This window comes from Burkholderia sp. MSMB1826 (assembly GCF_001526325.1).
In the GTDB taxonomy this organism is placed as follows: Bacteria; Pseudomonadota; Gammaproteobacteria; order Burkholderiales; family Burkholderiaceae; genus Burkholderia.
In genome coordinates, this window is the sequence record NZ_LOYN01000018.1 from 199,309 (window position 1) to 213,065 (window position 13,757).

Annotated in this window: 16 protein-coding genes; 9 read left to right on the forward strand and 7 right to left on the reverse strand. The window is 62.4% G+C overall.

The features are described from left to right. Positions 1 to 152: 152 nt before the first annotated feature. Positions 153 to 851, reverse strand: coding sequence for a DJ-1/PfpI family protein (locus tag WS95_RS11255; protein WP_179950185.1), 699 nt, complete (start codon positions 849 to 851; stop codon positions 153 to 155). A 49-nt stretch (positions 852 to 900) separates the two neighbouring features. Next, complete coding sequence (locus WS95_RS33135; RefSeq protein ID WP_218921593.1) at positions 901 to 1,647, reverse strand: DsbA family protein; 747 nt, start codon at positions 1,645 to 1,647, stop codon at positions 901 to 903. 465 nt (positions 1,648 to 2,112) lie between these two features. Here WS95_RS33135 and WS95_RS11265 point away from each other — a divergent pair, with 465 nt between their 5' ends. The 3 genes from WS95_RS11265 to WS95_RS11270 all read left to right on the forward strand — a co-directional run bounded on the left by WS95_RS11265 (position 2,113) and on the right by WS95_RS11270 (position 4,536). After that, positions 2,113 to 2,916, forward strand: a complete 804-nt coding sequence (locus WS95_RS11265) for a hypothetical protein (protein WP_257139715.1) — start codon at positions 2,113 to 2,115, stop codon at positions 2,914 to 2,916. Positions 2,917 to 3,177: 261 nt separating this feature from the next. Continuing rightward, on the forward strand, positions 3,178 to 3,765 hold the full coding sequence (locus WS95_RS34765; RefSeq protein WP_156444471.1) for a hypothetical protein: 588 nt from the start codon (positions 3,178 to 3,180) through the stop codon (positions 3,763 to 3,765). Between the two features lie 261 nt (positions 3,766 to 4,026). Continuing rightward, the gene (locus WS95_RS11270) at positions 4,027 to 4,536 is read left to right on the forward strand and encodes a hypothetical protein (RefSeq protein WP_156444472.1); all 510 of its coding nucleotides are present in this window, start codon (positions 4,027 to 4,029) and stop codon (positions 4,534 to 4,536) included. Positions 4,537 to 4,838: 302 nt separating this feature from the next. Here the strand turns inward: WS95_RS11270 and WS95_RS11275 are convergent, their stop codons facing one another. The 3 genes from WS95_RS11275 to WS95_RS33145 all read right to left on the reverse strand — a co-directional run bounded on the left by WS95_RS11275 (position 4,839) and on the right by WS95_RS33145 (position 7,692). Further along, positions 4,839 to 5,861: a Gfo/Idh/MocA family protein gene (locus WS95_RS11275; protein ID WP_059823879.1), complete on the reverse strand. Its 1,023-nt coding sequence runs from the start codon at positions 5,859 to 5,861 to the stop codon at positions 4,839 to 4,841. Between the two features lie 399 nt (positions 5,862 to 6,260). Continuing rightward, positions 6,261 to 6,875 (reverse strand): tyrosine-type recombinase/integrase, encoded by a 615-nt coding sequence (locus WS95_RS33140; RefSeq protein ID WP_179950186.1) that lies wholly within the window; start codon positions 6,873 to 6,875, stop codon positions 6,261 to 6,263. A gap of 64 nt (positions 6,876 to 6,939) precedes the next feature. After that, the gene (locus WS95_RS33145) at positions 6,940 to 7,692 is read right to left on the reverse strand and encodes a tyrosine-type recombinase/integrase (RefSeq protein ID WP_082746903.1); all 753 of its coding nucleotides are present in this window, start codon (positions 7,690 to 7,692) and stop codon (positions 6,940 to 6,942) included. On the opposite strand from WS95_RS33145, the gene WS95_RS11285 reads away from it, so the two are divergent. The 4 genes from WS95_RS11285 to WS95_RS11300 all read left to right on the forward strand — a co-directional run bounded on the left by WS95_RS11285 (position 7,673) and on the right by WS95_RS11300 (position 10,056). Then, positions 7,673 to 7,987 carry a Dabb family protein gene (locus WS95_RS11285; protein WP_006483902.1) on the forward strand — a complete coding sequence of 105 codons (315 nt, stop codon included), beginning with the start codon at positions 7,673 to 7,675 and terminating at the stop codon, positions 7,985 to 7,987. The genes WS95_RS33145 and WS95_RS11285 overlap by 20 nt on opposite strands. After that, positions 7,984 to 8,463 (forward strand): PaaI family thioesterase, encoded by a 480-nt coding sequence (locus WS95_RS11290; protein ID WP_034207511.1) that lies wholly within the window; start codon positions 7,984 to 7,986, stop codon positions 8,461 to 8,463. Before WS95_RS11285 ends, WS95_RS11290 begins: the two co-directional genes overlap by 4 nt. 159 nt (positions 8,464 to 8,622) lie before the next feature. Then, positions 8,623 to 9,582, forward strand: coding sequence for an alpha/beta hydrolase (locus tag WS95_RS11295; protein ID WP_034207510.1), 960 nt, complete (start codon positions 8,623 to 8,625; stop codon positions 9,580 to 9,582). A gap of 27 nt (positions 9,583 to 9,609) precedes the next feature. Next, on the forward strand, positions 9,610 to 10,056 hold the full coding sequence (locus WS95_RS11300; protein ID WP_034207509.1) for a GNAT family N-acetyltransferase: 447 nt from the start codon (positions 9,610 to 9,612) through the stop codon (positions 10,054 to 10,056). Between the two features lie 16 nt (positions 10,057 to 10,072). Here the strand turns inward: WS95_RS11300 and WS95_RS11305 are convergent, their stop codons facing one another. Together WS95_RS11305 and ygfZ are read right to left on the reverse strand one after the other, a co-directional pair. Further along, complete coding sequence (locus tag WS95_RS11305) at positions 10,073 to 10,918, reverse strand: NRDE family protein (protein WP_034207508.1); 846 nt, start codon at positions 10,916 to 10,918, stop codon at positions 10,073 to 10,075. Between the two features lie 76 nt (positions 10,919 to 10,994). Continuing rightward, positions 10,995 to 12,029 carry a CAF17-like 4Fe-4S cluster assembly/insertion protein YgfZ gene (gene ygfZ / locus WS95_RS11310; RefSeq protein ID WP_059780968.1) on the reverse strand — a complete coding sequence of 345 codons (1,035 nt, stop codon included), beginning with the start codon at positions 12,027 to 12,029 and terminating at the stop codon, positions 10,995 to 10,997. Positions 12,030 to 12,106: 77 nt separating this feature from the next. On the opposite strand from ygfZ, the gene mltG reads away from it, so the two are divergent. Both mltG and tmk read left to right on the forward strand, forming a co-directional pair. After that, positions 12,107 to 13,126 (forward strand): endolytic transglycosylase MltG, encoded by a 1,020-nt coding sequence (mltG, locus tag WS95_RS11315; protein WP_034207506.1) that lies wholly within the window; start codon positions 12,107 to 12,109, stop codon positions 13,124 to 13,126. Continuing rightward, on the forward strand, positions 13,126 to 13,746 hold the full coding sequence (gene tmk / locus WS95_RS11320; RefSeq protein ID WP_059780970.1) for a dTMP kinase: 621 nt from the start codon (positions 13,126 to 13,128) through the stop codon (positions 13,744 to 13,746). The genes mltG and tmk overlap by 1 nt, the downstream gene beginning before the upstream one ends. The last annotated feature ends 11 nt before the right edge of the window (positions 13,747 to 13,757 follow it).

Sequence of the window (13,757 nt, forward strand, 5' to 3'; positions counted from 1 at the left end):
CTTGTTCCGGAATCGCAAGCATGAGAGATGGGGAGTGTTCGGAGAAACGGTGGCAATGTGCAGGAACACGATCCGCTTCGCCTCGACGCCAGTAGTGTTTCATCCATAAGCGTCTGCGGCGGCGTCGCCGCCGCAGACCGGTTACCCACTCGTCAGTCCGGCATGAAGACGGTTTCGAGCTGATCCTGCAGAGCCGCCGCCGCTACCGGATCATCATTCATGACCGGCCCGACGTCCGAAAACAGCGCCTCGCCATGAAGGGCCAAAGTATCCCACGACTGTGCGAGGCCGCGGGCACTGTCCTCGCCAAGTAGCGCTCGGGTCAGCGCGATCGTGCTCGGATGCACCGTCGCAGCCCCGCCGGAAGTGAAGATCCGATTGGTGTGATCGACCAACCATGCGCGACGAGGCGAGACGAGTTTCGCACCGAGTGCGGGCAGGCGCCGAGCCAGGCTGGCCGGCGACGTGATCTCGTGCTGGTTCAGCACGCCTGCGCGATACAGGACGCCGACGCCTGCACAATTCGCCGCAACCCATCGACCTTCCGCGTGATGCGCTCGAATCAAGTCGAGTATGCGCGGGTCCTTGGAAGCAGAGCCTGCGCCGATGCCGCCGGGGACGTAAAGCACGTCGAATCGGTCGTTGCTGGTCACGGTTCGTTCGCTCTGGATATGAGCGCCCATATGCGTCGGCAGAACGCCGCCTTCGAAGCTGCCGAGCGATACTTCCAGCGTCTTGCCTTGCTGGGACAAATTCCATGCCGCGGCGCGCATCAACTCCCACGCGGCAAAAAGGTCTTGCTCGCCAACATTAGGAAAGGCGAGAAACAGGATTGATTTGATTTCGTTCACGATATTTTCCATCAATAAGAACTAAATGAAACCGCAATATGCGGCAGGCTTACCGTTCGCCGACAAACAACTTCAGCTTGCGGATGAGTTGCTCGGCGGTGACAGAGCCTCTGGAGATTTCAGTAAGGCCGCCGTCGTATTCCACGAGAATGGTCGGAAATGCCCTAACTCCCATTGCACGACTACGCGCGAAATCGTCGACTGTTTCGAGCATCGCGCCGTCGGACGCAAAGACATCGGCAAAGGCGTCAAAATTTATGCCGAGTTGATGACAAACCGAGCGATAAAATTCCACTTCCTTGGGATCGCCAGTCTCAACATAGAACTTGCGCTGCACAGCACTAAAAAACTCAAGAACGGCTTCTTTTGCCCCGCTGGTTTCCTCGACGAGCGTCCGAACTGCTACAACGGCGCGGCACGCCGGTTCAGTGTCGTAATCAAAATAGGGGAGTTCCAACAGTCCGAAGCCAAAAGGTTGTCCGGTGACCTCATGGATATCGCTCCATTCCTGCCGCAAGAACTGCTTGAACGAACTATTCCATTCATCACCACCGCCGGCGCGGAGTCCACCGAGCGTGATTTCGAATGCGACGTCGTGGGCTACGCAATAGGAATGCAATTCATTCAGCGCGGGTGAAATTCCCCAGCACCACGAACACATGGGGTCGCCTATATAGTGCACTTTGGGTTTTGATCCAACTGCAGGACGGACATCCGAACCTGGCGCAACGTCGGGCACCAGGCAGACTCCCGTGAGGGGATCGCACATCGGCGGGAGAAAGGCTTTGTCTATCATGGACATACTCGGAGAAAGAGAATGTCCCAATCATACTTTTCAGTTTTTTGTGTATAAATACCTTATTATTTATAATACTGTTCAATTTTATTGAACGAATCATCGAGCTGCGCGGTTATTGTCTGTGCTCCGGTTCTTGTGAGAATGCAGCCATGACCAAGAAGACAGGGGCCTGCGGAGCGACAGTGGTGGGTTTCAGAATGCGCAAAGCGTATTGGGTGCAACCACTATTGTCCGATAGAGAACGGACGGCCTGCAAAGCCGTTTAGGTGAGATCGGCCACGATGAGTGGGGGATGGTAGAGCCGGGCTGAACGTGTAAATGGCCGCTGCAGGGGCGAGCGGGCGACTTTCCCTACATCGGCACGAGCGACCTTTCCGCTAAACTCTGCGGACTAACATCTCACAACGAGGGACGCACATGGCAGGGGCCCACAAGATTACACCGTCAAACCCACGACTCTCGTTGCTGCTCGCCTTGGTCAACCAGATGATCGCGGATATGTCGCGTCAACGCTCGTTGCTTGTGCGCGCGACAGTCGGGATATTGCTTGTCGCCAGCGCGTTTTCAGGGTGTGCGCCCCTATCGGCGTCTGCGCCGACGGATCCTCAACAACGGTTTGCCGCAGAGCAGCGGAATGCGAATGCGTTGTATAGCCAGAAAGTGTTGGCATATAAGCCGATGTTTGAGAATCCTGGCGGCTATGATCGAGCGCAGATACTGGAAGCGTACGAGGCAGTGCTGCAGCAGTACTCCGTCGCAGCAATCGCTTATGCCCGCACCATTTATCCCGAGGCTCGACAGACGCTTCCACCTTCCCTGCAGCCATTGCCGACGCCGTCGGGGACGGTCACGCTGGCGGTCGTCAATCGCGACTACGAACATGCGCTCGGAATGGACGCTGCGTTGTGGGAGATGAATATGGCGGCAAAGTTTGGCCGACCGTCCAAGTTGCCGATACCGAAATACACCGGCCCTGTGCTCATCATGCCGCCTGCGCCACCGTTACCGCCCCTGCAGGATGTTCGCGATCCAAAGTTCGCGCGGCTCGTGACCATGACGAAGAAACTCGACGATGCGCAGAAGGCCGATCTGGCACGAGAGCAAGCCGCGATCGAGCAACAGTATGCCGACCAAGCCGCGTGGAGGGCTCGACACCCCACGGGGCAGTATGACCACATCGATCCGAGGACTGGACTACCGTATGCGCCTCCGCAACAGGAGATGCAGCGATGGTGCATGATGGGCGGTGGCCGAGTGCCTTGCTGAAACGGTCGGATTGGGTGCCCAGAAGCACGAAAGCCCGCAACGAGCGGGCTTTTTTGCGTGCTACAGATTTGCTACAGCAAGGGGCGGGAGCCTTGCTGGACAAGCCTTGCACTTGTCATTCCATCTCCTGAACTACGGGACGGATGCCTGCCCTTTGCAGCAGCTCACCAGGAGGTCACTGGAGCAAAACCCAAGTGGCGTTCTTCTTTTTGTCCTACCATTGTCGTCGGCGCCAATCCTAGGTGAAGCGAGGAAAACAAGATGTCGACCCATAGCCCGGATACGTCGAAGGACGACGCGGTGACGCAGGCCAATGCGGAAGATTCCGCAGGGAATGTGGAAACGCAGCAGCATCAAAGCATCCAAGTGCCGACTTCCGCGTGCGTGGAGTCGCCAGCCGAGGCTACCGCGGGAGGTAACTGGGGGGGTATAGGCACTTGGGATCAGCCCCTGTCACCCGCCGACGTGATGGCCCTCGTGCCCGGAGGTACGGCGTATCAGTCGACGGCGCACTCGACAGGCGCTGCAATGCAGCAGACGCAAGAAAACACCGCCGACGCGGCGCGTCCTGGTGGCGTGGCGACAATTGAAGATCCCCCCGAATACACTGCCGCGAATTCGGATGCTGCCAGTAAAAGCGATCGGTCGGGCGCCTTGGAGGCGATGCCTCAAGAAAGTCTGCGCGGTGGTCAGCTCAAGTGGAACGAGCAGCGTAGTGAATTGGCTTTGGACTCTGCCGAGCCAAGGATTCCGAGTGCCGGTGATCCGATCAATTACAACGATCCAGTCGGGGAACGTGTAGAGAAGCCGGATGATCTTTCCCCGTTCGGCGGTGGTGGAATCAACTAGTGGCCGGCCGGGCAAAGTCACTCGTCCGTGCTCTGCGGGCGGCTAAATTGGATGGTCAAATACCTCAATATGCTGATTTTGAAACTGTTCTGACGGCCTACAAAGCCGTTTAGGCCGGTTCTCCGGCAGTGCGAAGTTCGCCTTTCGGCCAATTTCCAATGATCAAGACAGGTGATTGTCGGCCAGCAGAGGTCGATCGACTTCTGGCGTAGGATTGTCATTGATCGCGTTGCGCTATTGGCGAGCTGCGGGGGAGCCACCTTGATCGAATTGCTTGAGCCCTTTTCTCGCCAAATGGCGGGAGATCTTCTCTCAATCTTCCCGAGCTGGAGGAGCTATTTTTCTATTGTTGCCCGTAATGGCGAGAATTATTTCAATGTTCGGGTGCCATCGCTCGCAGGATCGAAAGGTGGGCCCTTAGAGGTTTCTTCCTTGTACAACGACGAGGTGACGGTTTTCTACGCAGCAACCCATCGGCATTTCTTCTCCGTTCTAGGCAATGCCGAAGAGGCCGGTGGTGCAGTCGAGTTCATCCGGAAGATACTGGACGAACACCTTGCCGTGGTCTCATACATTTGCACGGGCGATGCAACTATACGAGACGGGGTTTTTGCAAGCGTCGCAGTCCGGGTGGACCAGATTCCCCGCACAAACTATGAGTATTACTACTCTACTTCGATGCGCGTGCGCTCATGGAAGGGCACTTTCGACGCCGACTTCGCTGCCCCGTACGTCAGAGACAGGCCGATGGGTAGTGATGGGCGAGCGTAGGACTTGGCGTAGGTTTGCGCATCCGGCCCCGTCAAATAAGGCGCAGGTACTGCTGCATCATTGGACTTACGGGGGCAGGTGCTGCTGCGGGTTGGGTGCTCATGTGACCGGGGGAAAATTGCTTTGGCCTCGTCAGTTTACCAGCGGCTGCCGCTCCGCATTTGGCATTTGGGGCGACAGCAGGACAGTTCGACAGACCACACGGACCGATCGGATCTTGCTCGCAACCTCTAACAAGAGCCACGTCGATAGAATTCTCAGTGGCGCCCGGGTGCGCGTCATTCCCGACAACGCCGCATCGCCTATATAGCTTCGAAGGGATATCTAAGCCCGAGCTTGGCACGGGCGGAGTCCATGATTGCGATCATTTCCATCGACATATCGTGAGTGACGATCGGGCTTTCAATGCGCCCAGAGCGCAGTACGTCACAGAAATGGGCTGTTTCATAGTTGAGTCCACCCCCCTCAAACGGCTCGTGCAGTTCGACTGTCCGTCCTCCAACGTAGTGGATGGTCGCTCGTGATGGGTTCCACCAGTTTTCGTGGATTGTCACGGATCCCCTCGTGCCGGCGAGAAATGCGTCACCCTTGCCGTCCAGATCCAGTCCGCAGAAAATCTGCGCGATACCCTTTTCGTGAAGGATGTTGAGGCTGGCGAAAGTATCGACTCCGGTTTCTCCCAAGCGCCCGAGCGTGTGCACATCAAGCGCTCTCCCTAGGAATCGCACCGCCAGGAATGCTTCGTAGATCCCGATGTTTAACAAAGCACCACCGCCGCGTTCCAAACGGAACGATGGGTGATCGGGAGGGGCGTCCGGAATCGAACAGCCGGCGCGCACGAATCCGATGTCACCGATCGGGTCTTTCGCAAGATGTTCCATGAGCTTTATGAAAAGCGGATAGAACGGTGGCTTCATTGCCTCCATAAACAGAACATTGGATGCTTTTGCAGCATTCACCAGATGTTGAAGTTCGCGCACGCTTACGGCCGCTGGCTTCTCGCATAGAACGGCGCGACGGGCGGAAAACGCTCGCGTAGCGTAATACGAATGACTATCTTGCAGCGTTGCAATATACAGGGCGTCGATGTTTTCCAGCAGGTCATCGAAATTCGCGTATGCGTGTGTCCGGTGCTTCTGGGCAAACTCCTCAGCCTGTATCTCTCGTCGTGCCCACACGCCGGCAAGCTCGACGTTTGGCACAAAACTCAAACCTTCAGCGAATCGACCTGCTATGTGGCCTGCGCCAACAATTCCCCATCGGATTGTTCGTGAGGAGTCCGACGTAGTACCGTTCTGATGGCTCGACTCTTCTGTTGTTGGCATTGTCATGGGCTGCCCACGGTTAGTGTACGCAACGAAATAGGGCCGTCCGACCCTGCAATCCGCTCCCACGATCGGCAGCGTGATGCCGCCCTGCTGGAGTGGTCGTGAGAGTTCATTATAGAACCACTTTGATACCAGTCAATAGCGAGGTTCCCTTGGATGGGAGTGGGGCAGAATGTGACGTTGACAGTCCGGGTTTTGGGAACGGCTCAGGACCCTTTGCGTGTCGGAAGCCCTGACGATTCAACCCATGTTCCGATTGGCCTGATAGCGGTCGTGTACATTGAAATTAACTAGCGGACTCCGGTCCCTAACGACCTATCCGGAAAAGCCGAAGCGTAGGTTTCGGCGTAGGTTTGTAATTTAAGCCTTGCTACAGCGGCCGCAGGTACTGCTGCATCATCGGTGACTGACAGGGGTGCTCGCGGCGCCTCCGACTTGGAGTGCTTCTTGTTCGATGTCGTCGAGCCAGTTCGCCCACGCTTGCATCATCTCTCGACGCTCCGGCAAGTACTTGGCGTGGTTGTACGTCGAGCGGGTCCGGTCCTTGTCTTTATGAGACAACTGCATTTCGACCACTTCGTCCTTCCATCCCATTTCATGGAGGTTGGTCGACGCAGTTGCCCGAAAGTCATGACCCGTTATCGGTTCAGGGTTGTCGGGGACCATGTAGTCGATCGCGCGGTTGATCGTTGCGCGACTCATGTGTGGGCGCTTTCGATTGCTATGCAGAATCGGCAAGATGTACCCGCGATTTCCGTACATTTCCTGCAGCTCGCGCAGCAGTTTTACCGCCTGCGTTGGAAGGGGAACGATGTGTAGGCGTCTTGATTTGATTTTCTCCGCGGGTACCTTCCATTCGGCCGTTCGCAGGTCAATTTCTTCCCATCGCGAACGGCAAAGCTCGATCGTTCGCGGAAACAGCATCATCAGTAAACGAATCGCAATCGCGGTTCGTCCGCTCTTGTAGGTGGGAAGCTGGCGAAAGAGCCTCTTCAGTTCGTCACGGCTCAACACCCGAGCATTCTCTGTCGGAGGTTGTAGGACCGAGCCACGCAGTACCGACGCGGGATCTGTATCAGCTCGCAGTGTGATCACCGCATACTGGAACACGTTGGACACGTACAGGCGCAGTTTGATCGCTACGGAAGGGGAGCCACGCTCTTCGGACCCGGCGCATCAAAGCAAGCACGTCATGCGCGGTAACAGAGCGCATGGGGTGGTTCCCGATGTACGGGTAAGCATCGGCTTCGAGCATGCGCAGAATCTCGCCATAGTGCCGCTCGGTCCAAGTCTTCCGCTTCTTCTCCAGCCACTCGTCGCTGACTGCGCGAAAAGTTGCTTTGCCTTCGTTGATACGCGCCGATAGCGCTTCCTGTCGCGCATGCGACGGGTGCAGTCCGTTCCTGACGAGTTCGCGGGCATGGTCACGCGCTGCGCGAGCCTCTTGAAGGTTGATCGTGGGGTACTCGCCGATGGCGAAGAGATTTTCCTTCCCGGCAATTCTGTACTTGTAACGCCAGAGCTTGGAGCCTGACGGCTTCACCAACAGATACAGTCCATCGCCGTCGGTAAGTTTGGTAGGCTTGTTGCCTGCCTTCGCTTGTCGGATCTCGACGTCGGTAAGCGGTACGGTGAAAATGTGCGTATCGTCTCTCGATGGCCGACATGATGTCCGCCTTTTATACCCCTTTTTTCTCGGCCGAACGCGATTTCCGGCGAACGCAAGCGAACGATGGAAGGGCCTGAAGTGCCCAACCGGCAACGATTTCAGGCAAACAGCCGAACCAACACGAACAGGAGCGAACGAAGTGATCAGACATATTGTCATGTGGAAGTTGAAGGAATCGGCGGAAGGCGCGACGCGTGCGCAGAACGCGCTGAAGCTGAAGGAGAAGCTCGAAGGCTGCCGCGATCTCGTGCCGGGCACCTTGCAGATCGACGTCGGCGTGGCGACGCCGGGCCTCGACGCGACCGCCGACATCGTGCTCGTCTCCGATTTCGCCGACAAGGCCGCGCTCGATGCATACCAGGTGCATCCGGTTCACCAGGAAGTGAAGAAATTCGTCGTCGCGGTGGCCGAATCGCGCGAGTGCGTCGACTACATCGTCGACAACGCACGATGAGCGACGCGGCAACCCCGACGGAAGGCCCGTCGATCGAAAGCCCGTTCGTCGATCTGCTCGGCGTGCAGCTCGTGTCCGCGAAGGATGGCGCGAGCGAGATCGCGCTGCCGCTCGAGGAGCGCCACATGAACACGTGGAGCATCGCGCACGGCGGCGTGACGATGACGCTCGCCGACATCGCGCTCGCGATGGCGGCGCGCAGCCTGACCGACGACGGCGTCGGCGTCGTCACGGTCGAGATGAAGGTGAACTTTATGCAGCCGGGCCGCGGCGAATTGCGCGCTTACGGGCGCGTGATGCACCGCTCGACGACGATGGCCTACTGCGAAGGCGAAGTGCGCGACAGCGACGGCAATTTCGTCGCGAAGGCGCTCGGTACGTTCAAGTACATGCGGCGGCTCGCGGTCGGCCGCGACATCAAGCGGCAACGCTCGCGCACCGCGCCTGACGCCCAGCCCGGCCCGAGCGACGCGTAAGCATCCGTCGCGCACGGCCCTGTCCCTTCGATGAGGCAGGGCCGTCTCGTTTGGGCGCACGGGCGGGCCGGCGCACCGCGCGCCGCGCCCGCCGGCCGCGCGCGTGGCATCATGTCACGCTTGTCCGTTCACGGCGCCACGCGGGCGCCGTCCACACCGATGCCGCTGAATCCGAAGATCGCCCAGGTGCTCGACATGATCGAGCGCGCGAAACGTCCGTCGTATCACCACCAGACGCCGCAGCAGGCGCGCGCCGCGTACGAGAAGAGCGCGCCGATCCTCGACGTCGCGCCGGCGCCGATGCATTCGGTGGAGGCATGCGTCGTGCCGACGCGGGACGGCCGCACGATCGGTGCGCGGCTGTATCTGCCGGTCGAGCCGAGCCTGGCGGAGCCGCTGCCCGCGCTCGTGTACTACCACGGCGGCGGCTTCACGGTCGGCAGCGTCGACACGCACGATGCGCTGTGCCGGATGTTCGCGCACGATGCGCAATGCGCGGTGCTGTCGGTCGGCTACCGGCTCGCGCCCGAACACCGGTTTCCGACCGCGGTGAACGACGCGGACGACGCATTGCAGTGGCTGCATCGCGAGGCCGCCGCGTTCGGCATCGACGCCGCGCGGCTGGCCGTTGGCGGCGACAGTGCGGGCGGGACGCTCGCGACGGTCTGCGCGGTGCTCGCGCGCGACGCGGGCATCCGTCTTGCGCTGCAACTGCTGATCTATCCGGGCGTGACGGGTTACCAGGACACCGAATCGCATGCACGGCTCGCGAACGGCTACCTGCTGACGCAGGACACGATCCAGTGGTTCTTCACGCAATACGTGCGCGATCGGGCGGACCGCGACGACTGGCGTTTCGCGCCGCTCGACGGCACGCGCGATGCGCCGTCGTTCGCGGGTGTCGCGCCGGCCTGGATCGCGACGGCCGAATTCGATCCGTTGAGCGACGAGGGCGCCGCGTACGCGGACAAGTTGCGCGCGGCCGGCAACACGGTCACGCTGGTCCGCTATCCGGGGATGATCCACGAATTCTTCAAGATGGGCGGCTACGTGCCGGAGGTGCGGGCCGCGCATGCCGATGCGGTCGCGGCGCTGAAGGCTGCATTCGACGAGGTTTGACGGCGCGCATGCCGCGGGAGAGCTGCGATGACGAACGGCGCGGGCGAAGTGGAAACGGGCGACTGGACGGTGCTGGGCGGCGACGCTGCGCGGATTCGCGACGCGGTGTTCGTGCGCGAACAGCAGATTCCGCCGGAATGGGAACTCGACGACGACGATCCGCTGTCGCTGCATGCGGTCGCGTACCGGACCGATGCGGCGACAGGGCTGCGCCGCGCGGTCGCGACGGGGCGGTTGCTGCCGTCCGGCACGATCGGCCGCGTCGCGGTGCTCGCCGACATGCGCGGGCAGGGTGTCGGGTCGGCCGTGCTGAATGCGCTGCTGGACGCCGCGCGGCGTCGCGGCGAAGCCGTCGTGCGGCTGTACGCACAGGATTCGGCGGTGTCGTTCTATCTGCGGCACGGGTTCGCGGCGGTCGGCGAACCGTTCGTCGAGGCCGGCGTGCCGCACGTCGAGATGGCACGCGCGCCGTAGCGCGCAAGGCGTGCGCTCAGCGCGGTCGCGTCGCGTCGATATCGAACGCGAACGCGCGCTCGAACGCGCCCGGGCGGACGGTCCGGTGCGAGCCGTCGTCGTCGCTGCGCTCCTTGACCTCGACCGTCAGCCGCACGCCTTCCTTCATCGTGACGCGCAGCGCCGTGGTGCCGCGCGTGCCGTATTCGGGCGTTTCGATGAACGCGGCCGACAGCGCACGCTCGCGCTCGATCGGAATGCCCGTGTGCGGCAGTGCGTCGTCGTCGGCGACGTGCGGGTCGCGCATCAGCGCGATCAGTTCGTCGAGCGACGGGGTCGGATTGTCGGTGAGCAGCGTGCCGAGCTCCGCGCGCTTGCGCACCACTTTCGGCCAGGGCGTGTCGAGCCGCGCATTCGACAGCGCATGCACGCCCGGTGCGATCGCGACGGGCGCGGCGACGCGGCTTTCACCCTCGGGCGCACGGTTGCAGAACCATGCGAGTTCGCGCCGGCGCCAGTCGCCGACGAGCAGGTTGAAGCCGTTGTACACGGCCGCGTGTTCGGCAAGTTGCGCGAGATAGTCGAGCGGCGCGACGGACGCGCCGCCGAGAAAGTCGGATACCAGCTTGCCGCGGGTCGGCGCGCCCGCGCGGATGTCGAACGGCGCGCGGTAGTTGGTCAGCGCGGCGAAGCGGCCGTCGCGCGATACGCCGAGCCACGTGCCGCCCGCTTCGAGATCGCGGCCGGCCAGTACGCCCGGCACGTCCTCCCACCACGAGAGCGGCGCGCTGGTCCGGCGAAAGAATTCGTCGCGATTGGCGGCGAGGGTAAAGACGGGACCGGCGGCGGCATCGGGCTGCCAGTCGAAGGCAATCAGACACATCGGGCGAATCTCTCGCAGGAAACGTCGCGGGCCGGCTGCGACTCGCGAGCCGGCCCGCGAACGGGTTGTCAGTGCATCACGCTTCGGTCGGCCACGCGTACGGCAGCGCGTCGAACGCGAGTGCCGGGCCGTCGGCCGAACCGAGGTGCACCGAGCCGCTGTCGAGCGCGGCGAGCTTGATCTCGACCAGCGCGTCGACGCCGCCCGCCGGCGCGGCCGCCGCATTGACGATCATCCCGCACGGCTGGCCCGGGTCGTCGCTGTGGAACAGCTCGACGCCGGCATGCACGGTATCGGTCTCGCCGGCGACGTGCGCGAGCGCGGTGCGGCGCTTGATCGTGCCGCGGTACTGGCTGCGCGCCACGACTTCCTGGCCCGGGTAGCACCCTTTCCTGAAGTTAACGGCACCGATCACGTCGAAGTTGACCATCTGCGGGACGAACTGCTCGACGGCCGGCTGCGTGATGCGCGGCTCGCCCGCGCGAACGTCGAGCCAGTCCCACACGGCGGGCGACACGACGGGCAGCGTGCCGGTGAGCGCGGCGACGCGCGCATCGACTTCGGCGCGCGGGCCGATCCACAGATAGCGCTTGCGGCCGGCCGCGTCGGGCACGCGGATCAGCGCGCCGGCCGGGCCGTCGACCTTCACGTGCACGCCGTCGGGCAACGCATCGAAGATGCCCGACAGCGCCTCGCGCACGTCGCCGACGAAGCCGGCCACCGCGAGCGTGTCGCTCGCGTCGGTCAGCTTCGCCTTCGCGCGCAGCACGAACATCGACAGCCGCTTCTGCACGGCCGGCTGCACGTCCTTCGACACGAGCAGGCGCACGCCGTGGCCGGCCCGCCACGCGAGGAACGACGCGAGCAGGCGGCCCTTCGGCGAGCAGTACCCGGACAGCCGCGCGCTGCCGGCATCGAGATGCTCGATGTCGTTGGTGAGCTGGCTGTGCAGGAACGTGGCGGCGTCGTCGCCGGCCACGTCGATCACGCCGAACTGCGGCAGCGGCATGCAGGCGCCCGGCGCGTCGAAATCGGCGGCGGACGGGCGGGGGAAAACGGGGAGCGAGGCAGATGCGGCCTGGGCAGCCGGTGAAGCGAACGGTGTGCTCATGGAATGAGGGAACAGTCAACCCTGACTTTGACGGAGGCGAGCAAGTATTATATGGGTCTTACCTGAGTCACGTTTCCATGTCCCTACTGAAGAAATGCGCCGCGACGATCGTGGCGCTGGCCGTCGTTGTGGCCGCTGCCGGCGCGGGCGGCGGGTATTACTGGGCGACCCGGCCGCTGTCGCTGGGTTCGGCATCGCTCGACGTCACGATCAAGCCGCGCAGCAGCGTGAAGAGCGTCGCGTCGCAGCTCAAGCGCGGCGGCGTGCCGGTCGAGCCGCTCGCCTTCGTCGCGATGACGCGCGTGCTCGGGCTGTCGAGCCGGCTCAAATCGGGCAACTACGAATTCAAGACCGGCATCACGCCTTACGACGTGCTGCAGAAGATCGCGCGCGGCGACGTGAACGAGTACGTCGCGACGGTCATCGAGGGCTGGACCTTCAAGCGGATGCGCGCGGAGCTCGACGCGAACCCCGATCTCGCGCATTCGACGGCCGGCATGAGCGACGCCGAGCTGCTGCGCGCGATCGGCGCATCGGACAGCGCGGTACAGCGCGGCAGCGGCGAGGGGCTGTTCTTTCCCGATACCTACCTGTTCGACAAGGGCACGAGCGACCTGAACATCTACCGGCGCGCCTACCGCCTGATGCAGACGCGCGTCGACGAGGCATGGGCCGCACGCACGCCGGGGCTGCCGTACAAGACGCCTTACGAAATGCTGACGATCGCGTCGATCGTCGAGAAGGAAACCGGCCATGCGGCCGACCGCGCGTTCGTCGCGGCCGTGTTCGCGAACCGGCTGCGCATCGGCATGCCGCTGCAGACCGATCCTTCGGTGATCTACGGGCTCGGCGACGCGTACGACGGCCGTCTGCGCAAGCGCGACCTGCAGGCCGACACTCCTTACAATACCTACACCCGACGCGGGCTGCCGCCCACGCCGATCGCGTTGCCGGGTGTCGCCGCGCTGCAGGCGGCGATCAATCCGGCCCCGACGAGCGCGCTCTATTTCGTCGCGAAGGGCGACGGCACGAGCGTGTTCTCGGACACGCTCGGCGACCACAACAAGGCCGTGGACAAGTACATACGAGGTCAATAATGGCGAGCGGTAAATTCATCACGTTCGAAGGCATCGACGGGGCGGGGAAGACCACCCACCTGTCATGGTTCTGCGAACGCCTCCAGGACCGGCTGGCCGCGGCCGGCCGGCAGGTCGTCGTCACCCGCGAGCCGGGCGGCACGCAGCTTGGCGAGAAACTGCGCGAGATCCTGCTGAACCAGCCGATGGATCTCGAGACGGAAGCGCTGCTGATGTTCGCCGCGCGTCGCGAGCACCTCGCGCTCGTGATCGAGCCGGCGCTCGCGTGCGGCGACTGGGTCGTGTCGGATCGCTTCACCGACGCGACCTTCGCGTACCAGGGCGGCGGCCGCGGGCTGCCGCGCGACAAGCTCGAGACGCTCGAGCGCTGGGTGCAGGGCGGTTTCCAGCCCGACCTCACGGTGCTGTTCGACGTTGCGCCGCAGGTCGCGAGCGAGCGTCGCGGCGCCGCGCGCATGCCGGACAAGTTCGAAAGCGAGTCCGACGCGTTCTTTACCCGTACACGCGCCGAATACCTGCGGCGCGCGGAAGAGGCGCCGCACCGCTTCGCGGTCGTCGACGCGACGCGATCGATTCCCGAGATCCGCCAGCAGCTCGAACGCGTGCTCGCCGCGCTGTAACCCGCAAGGAA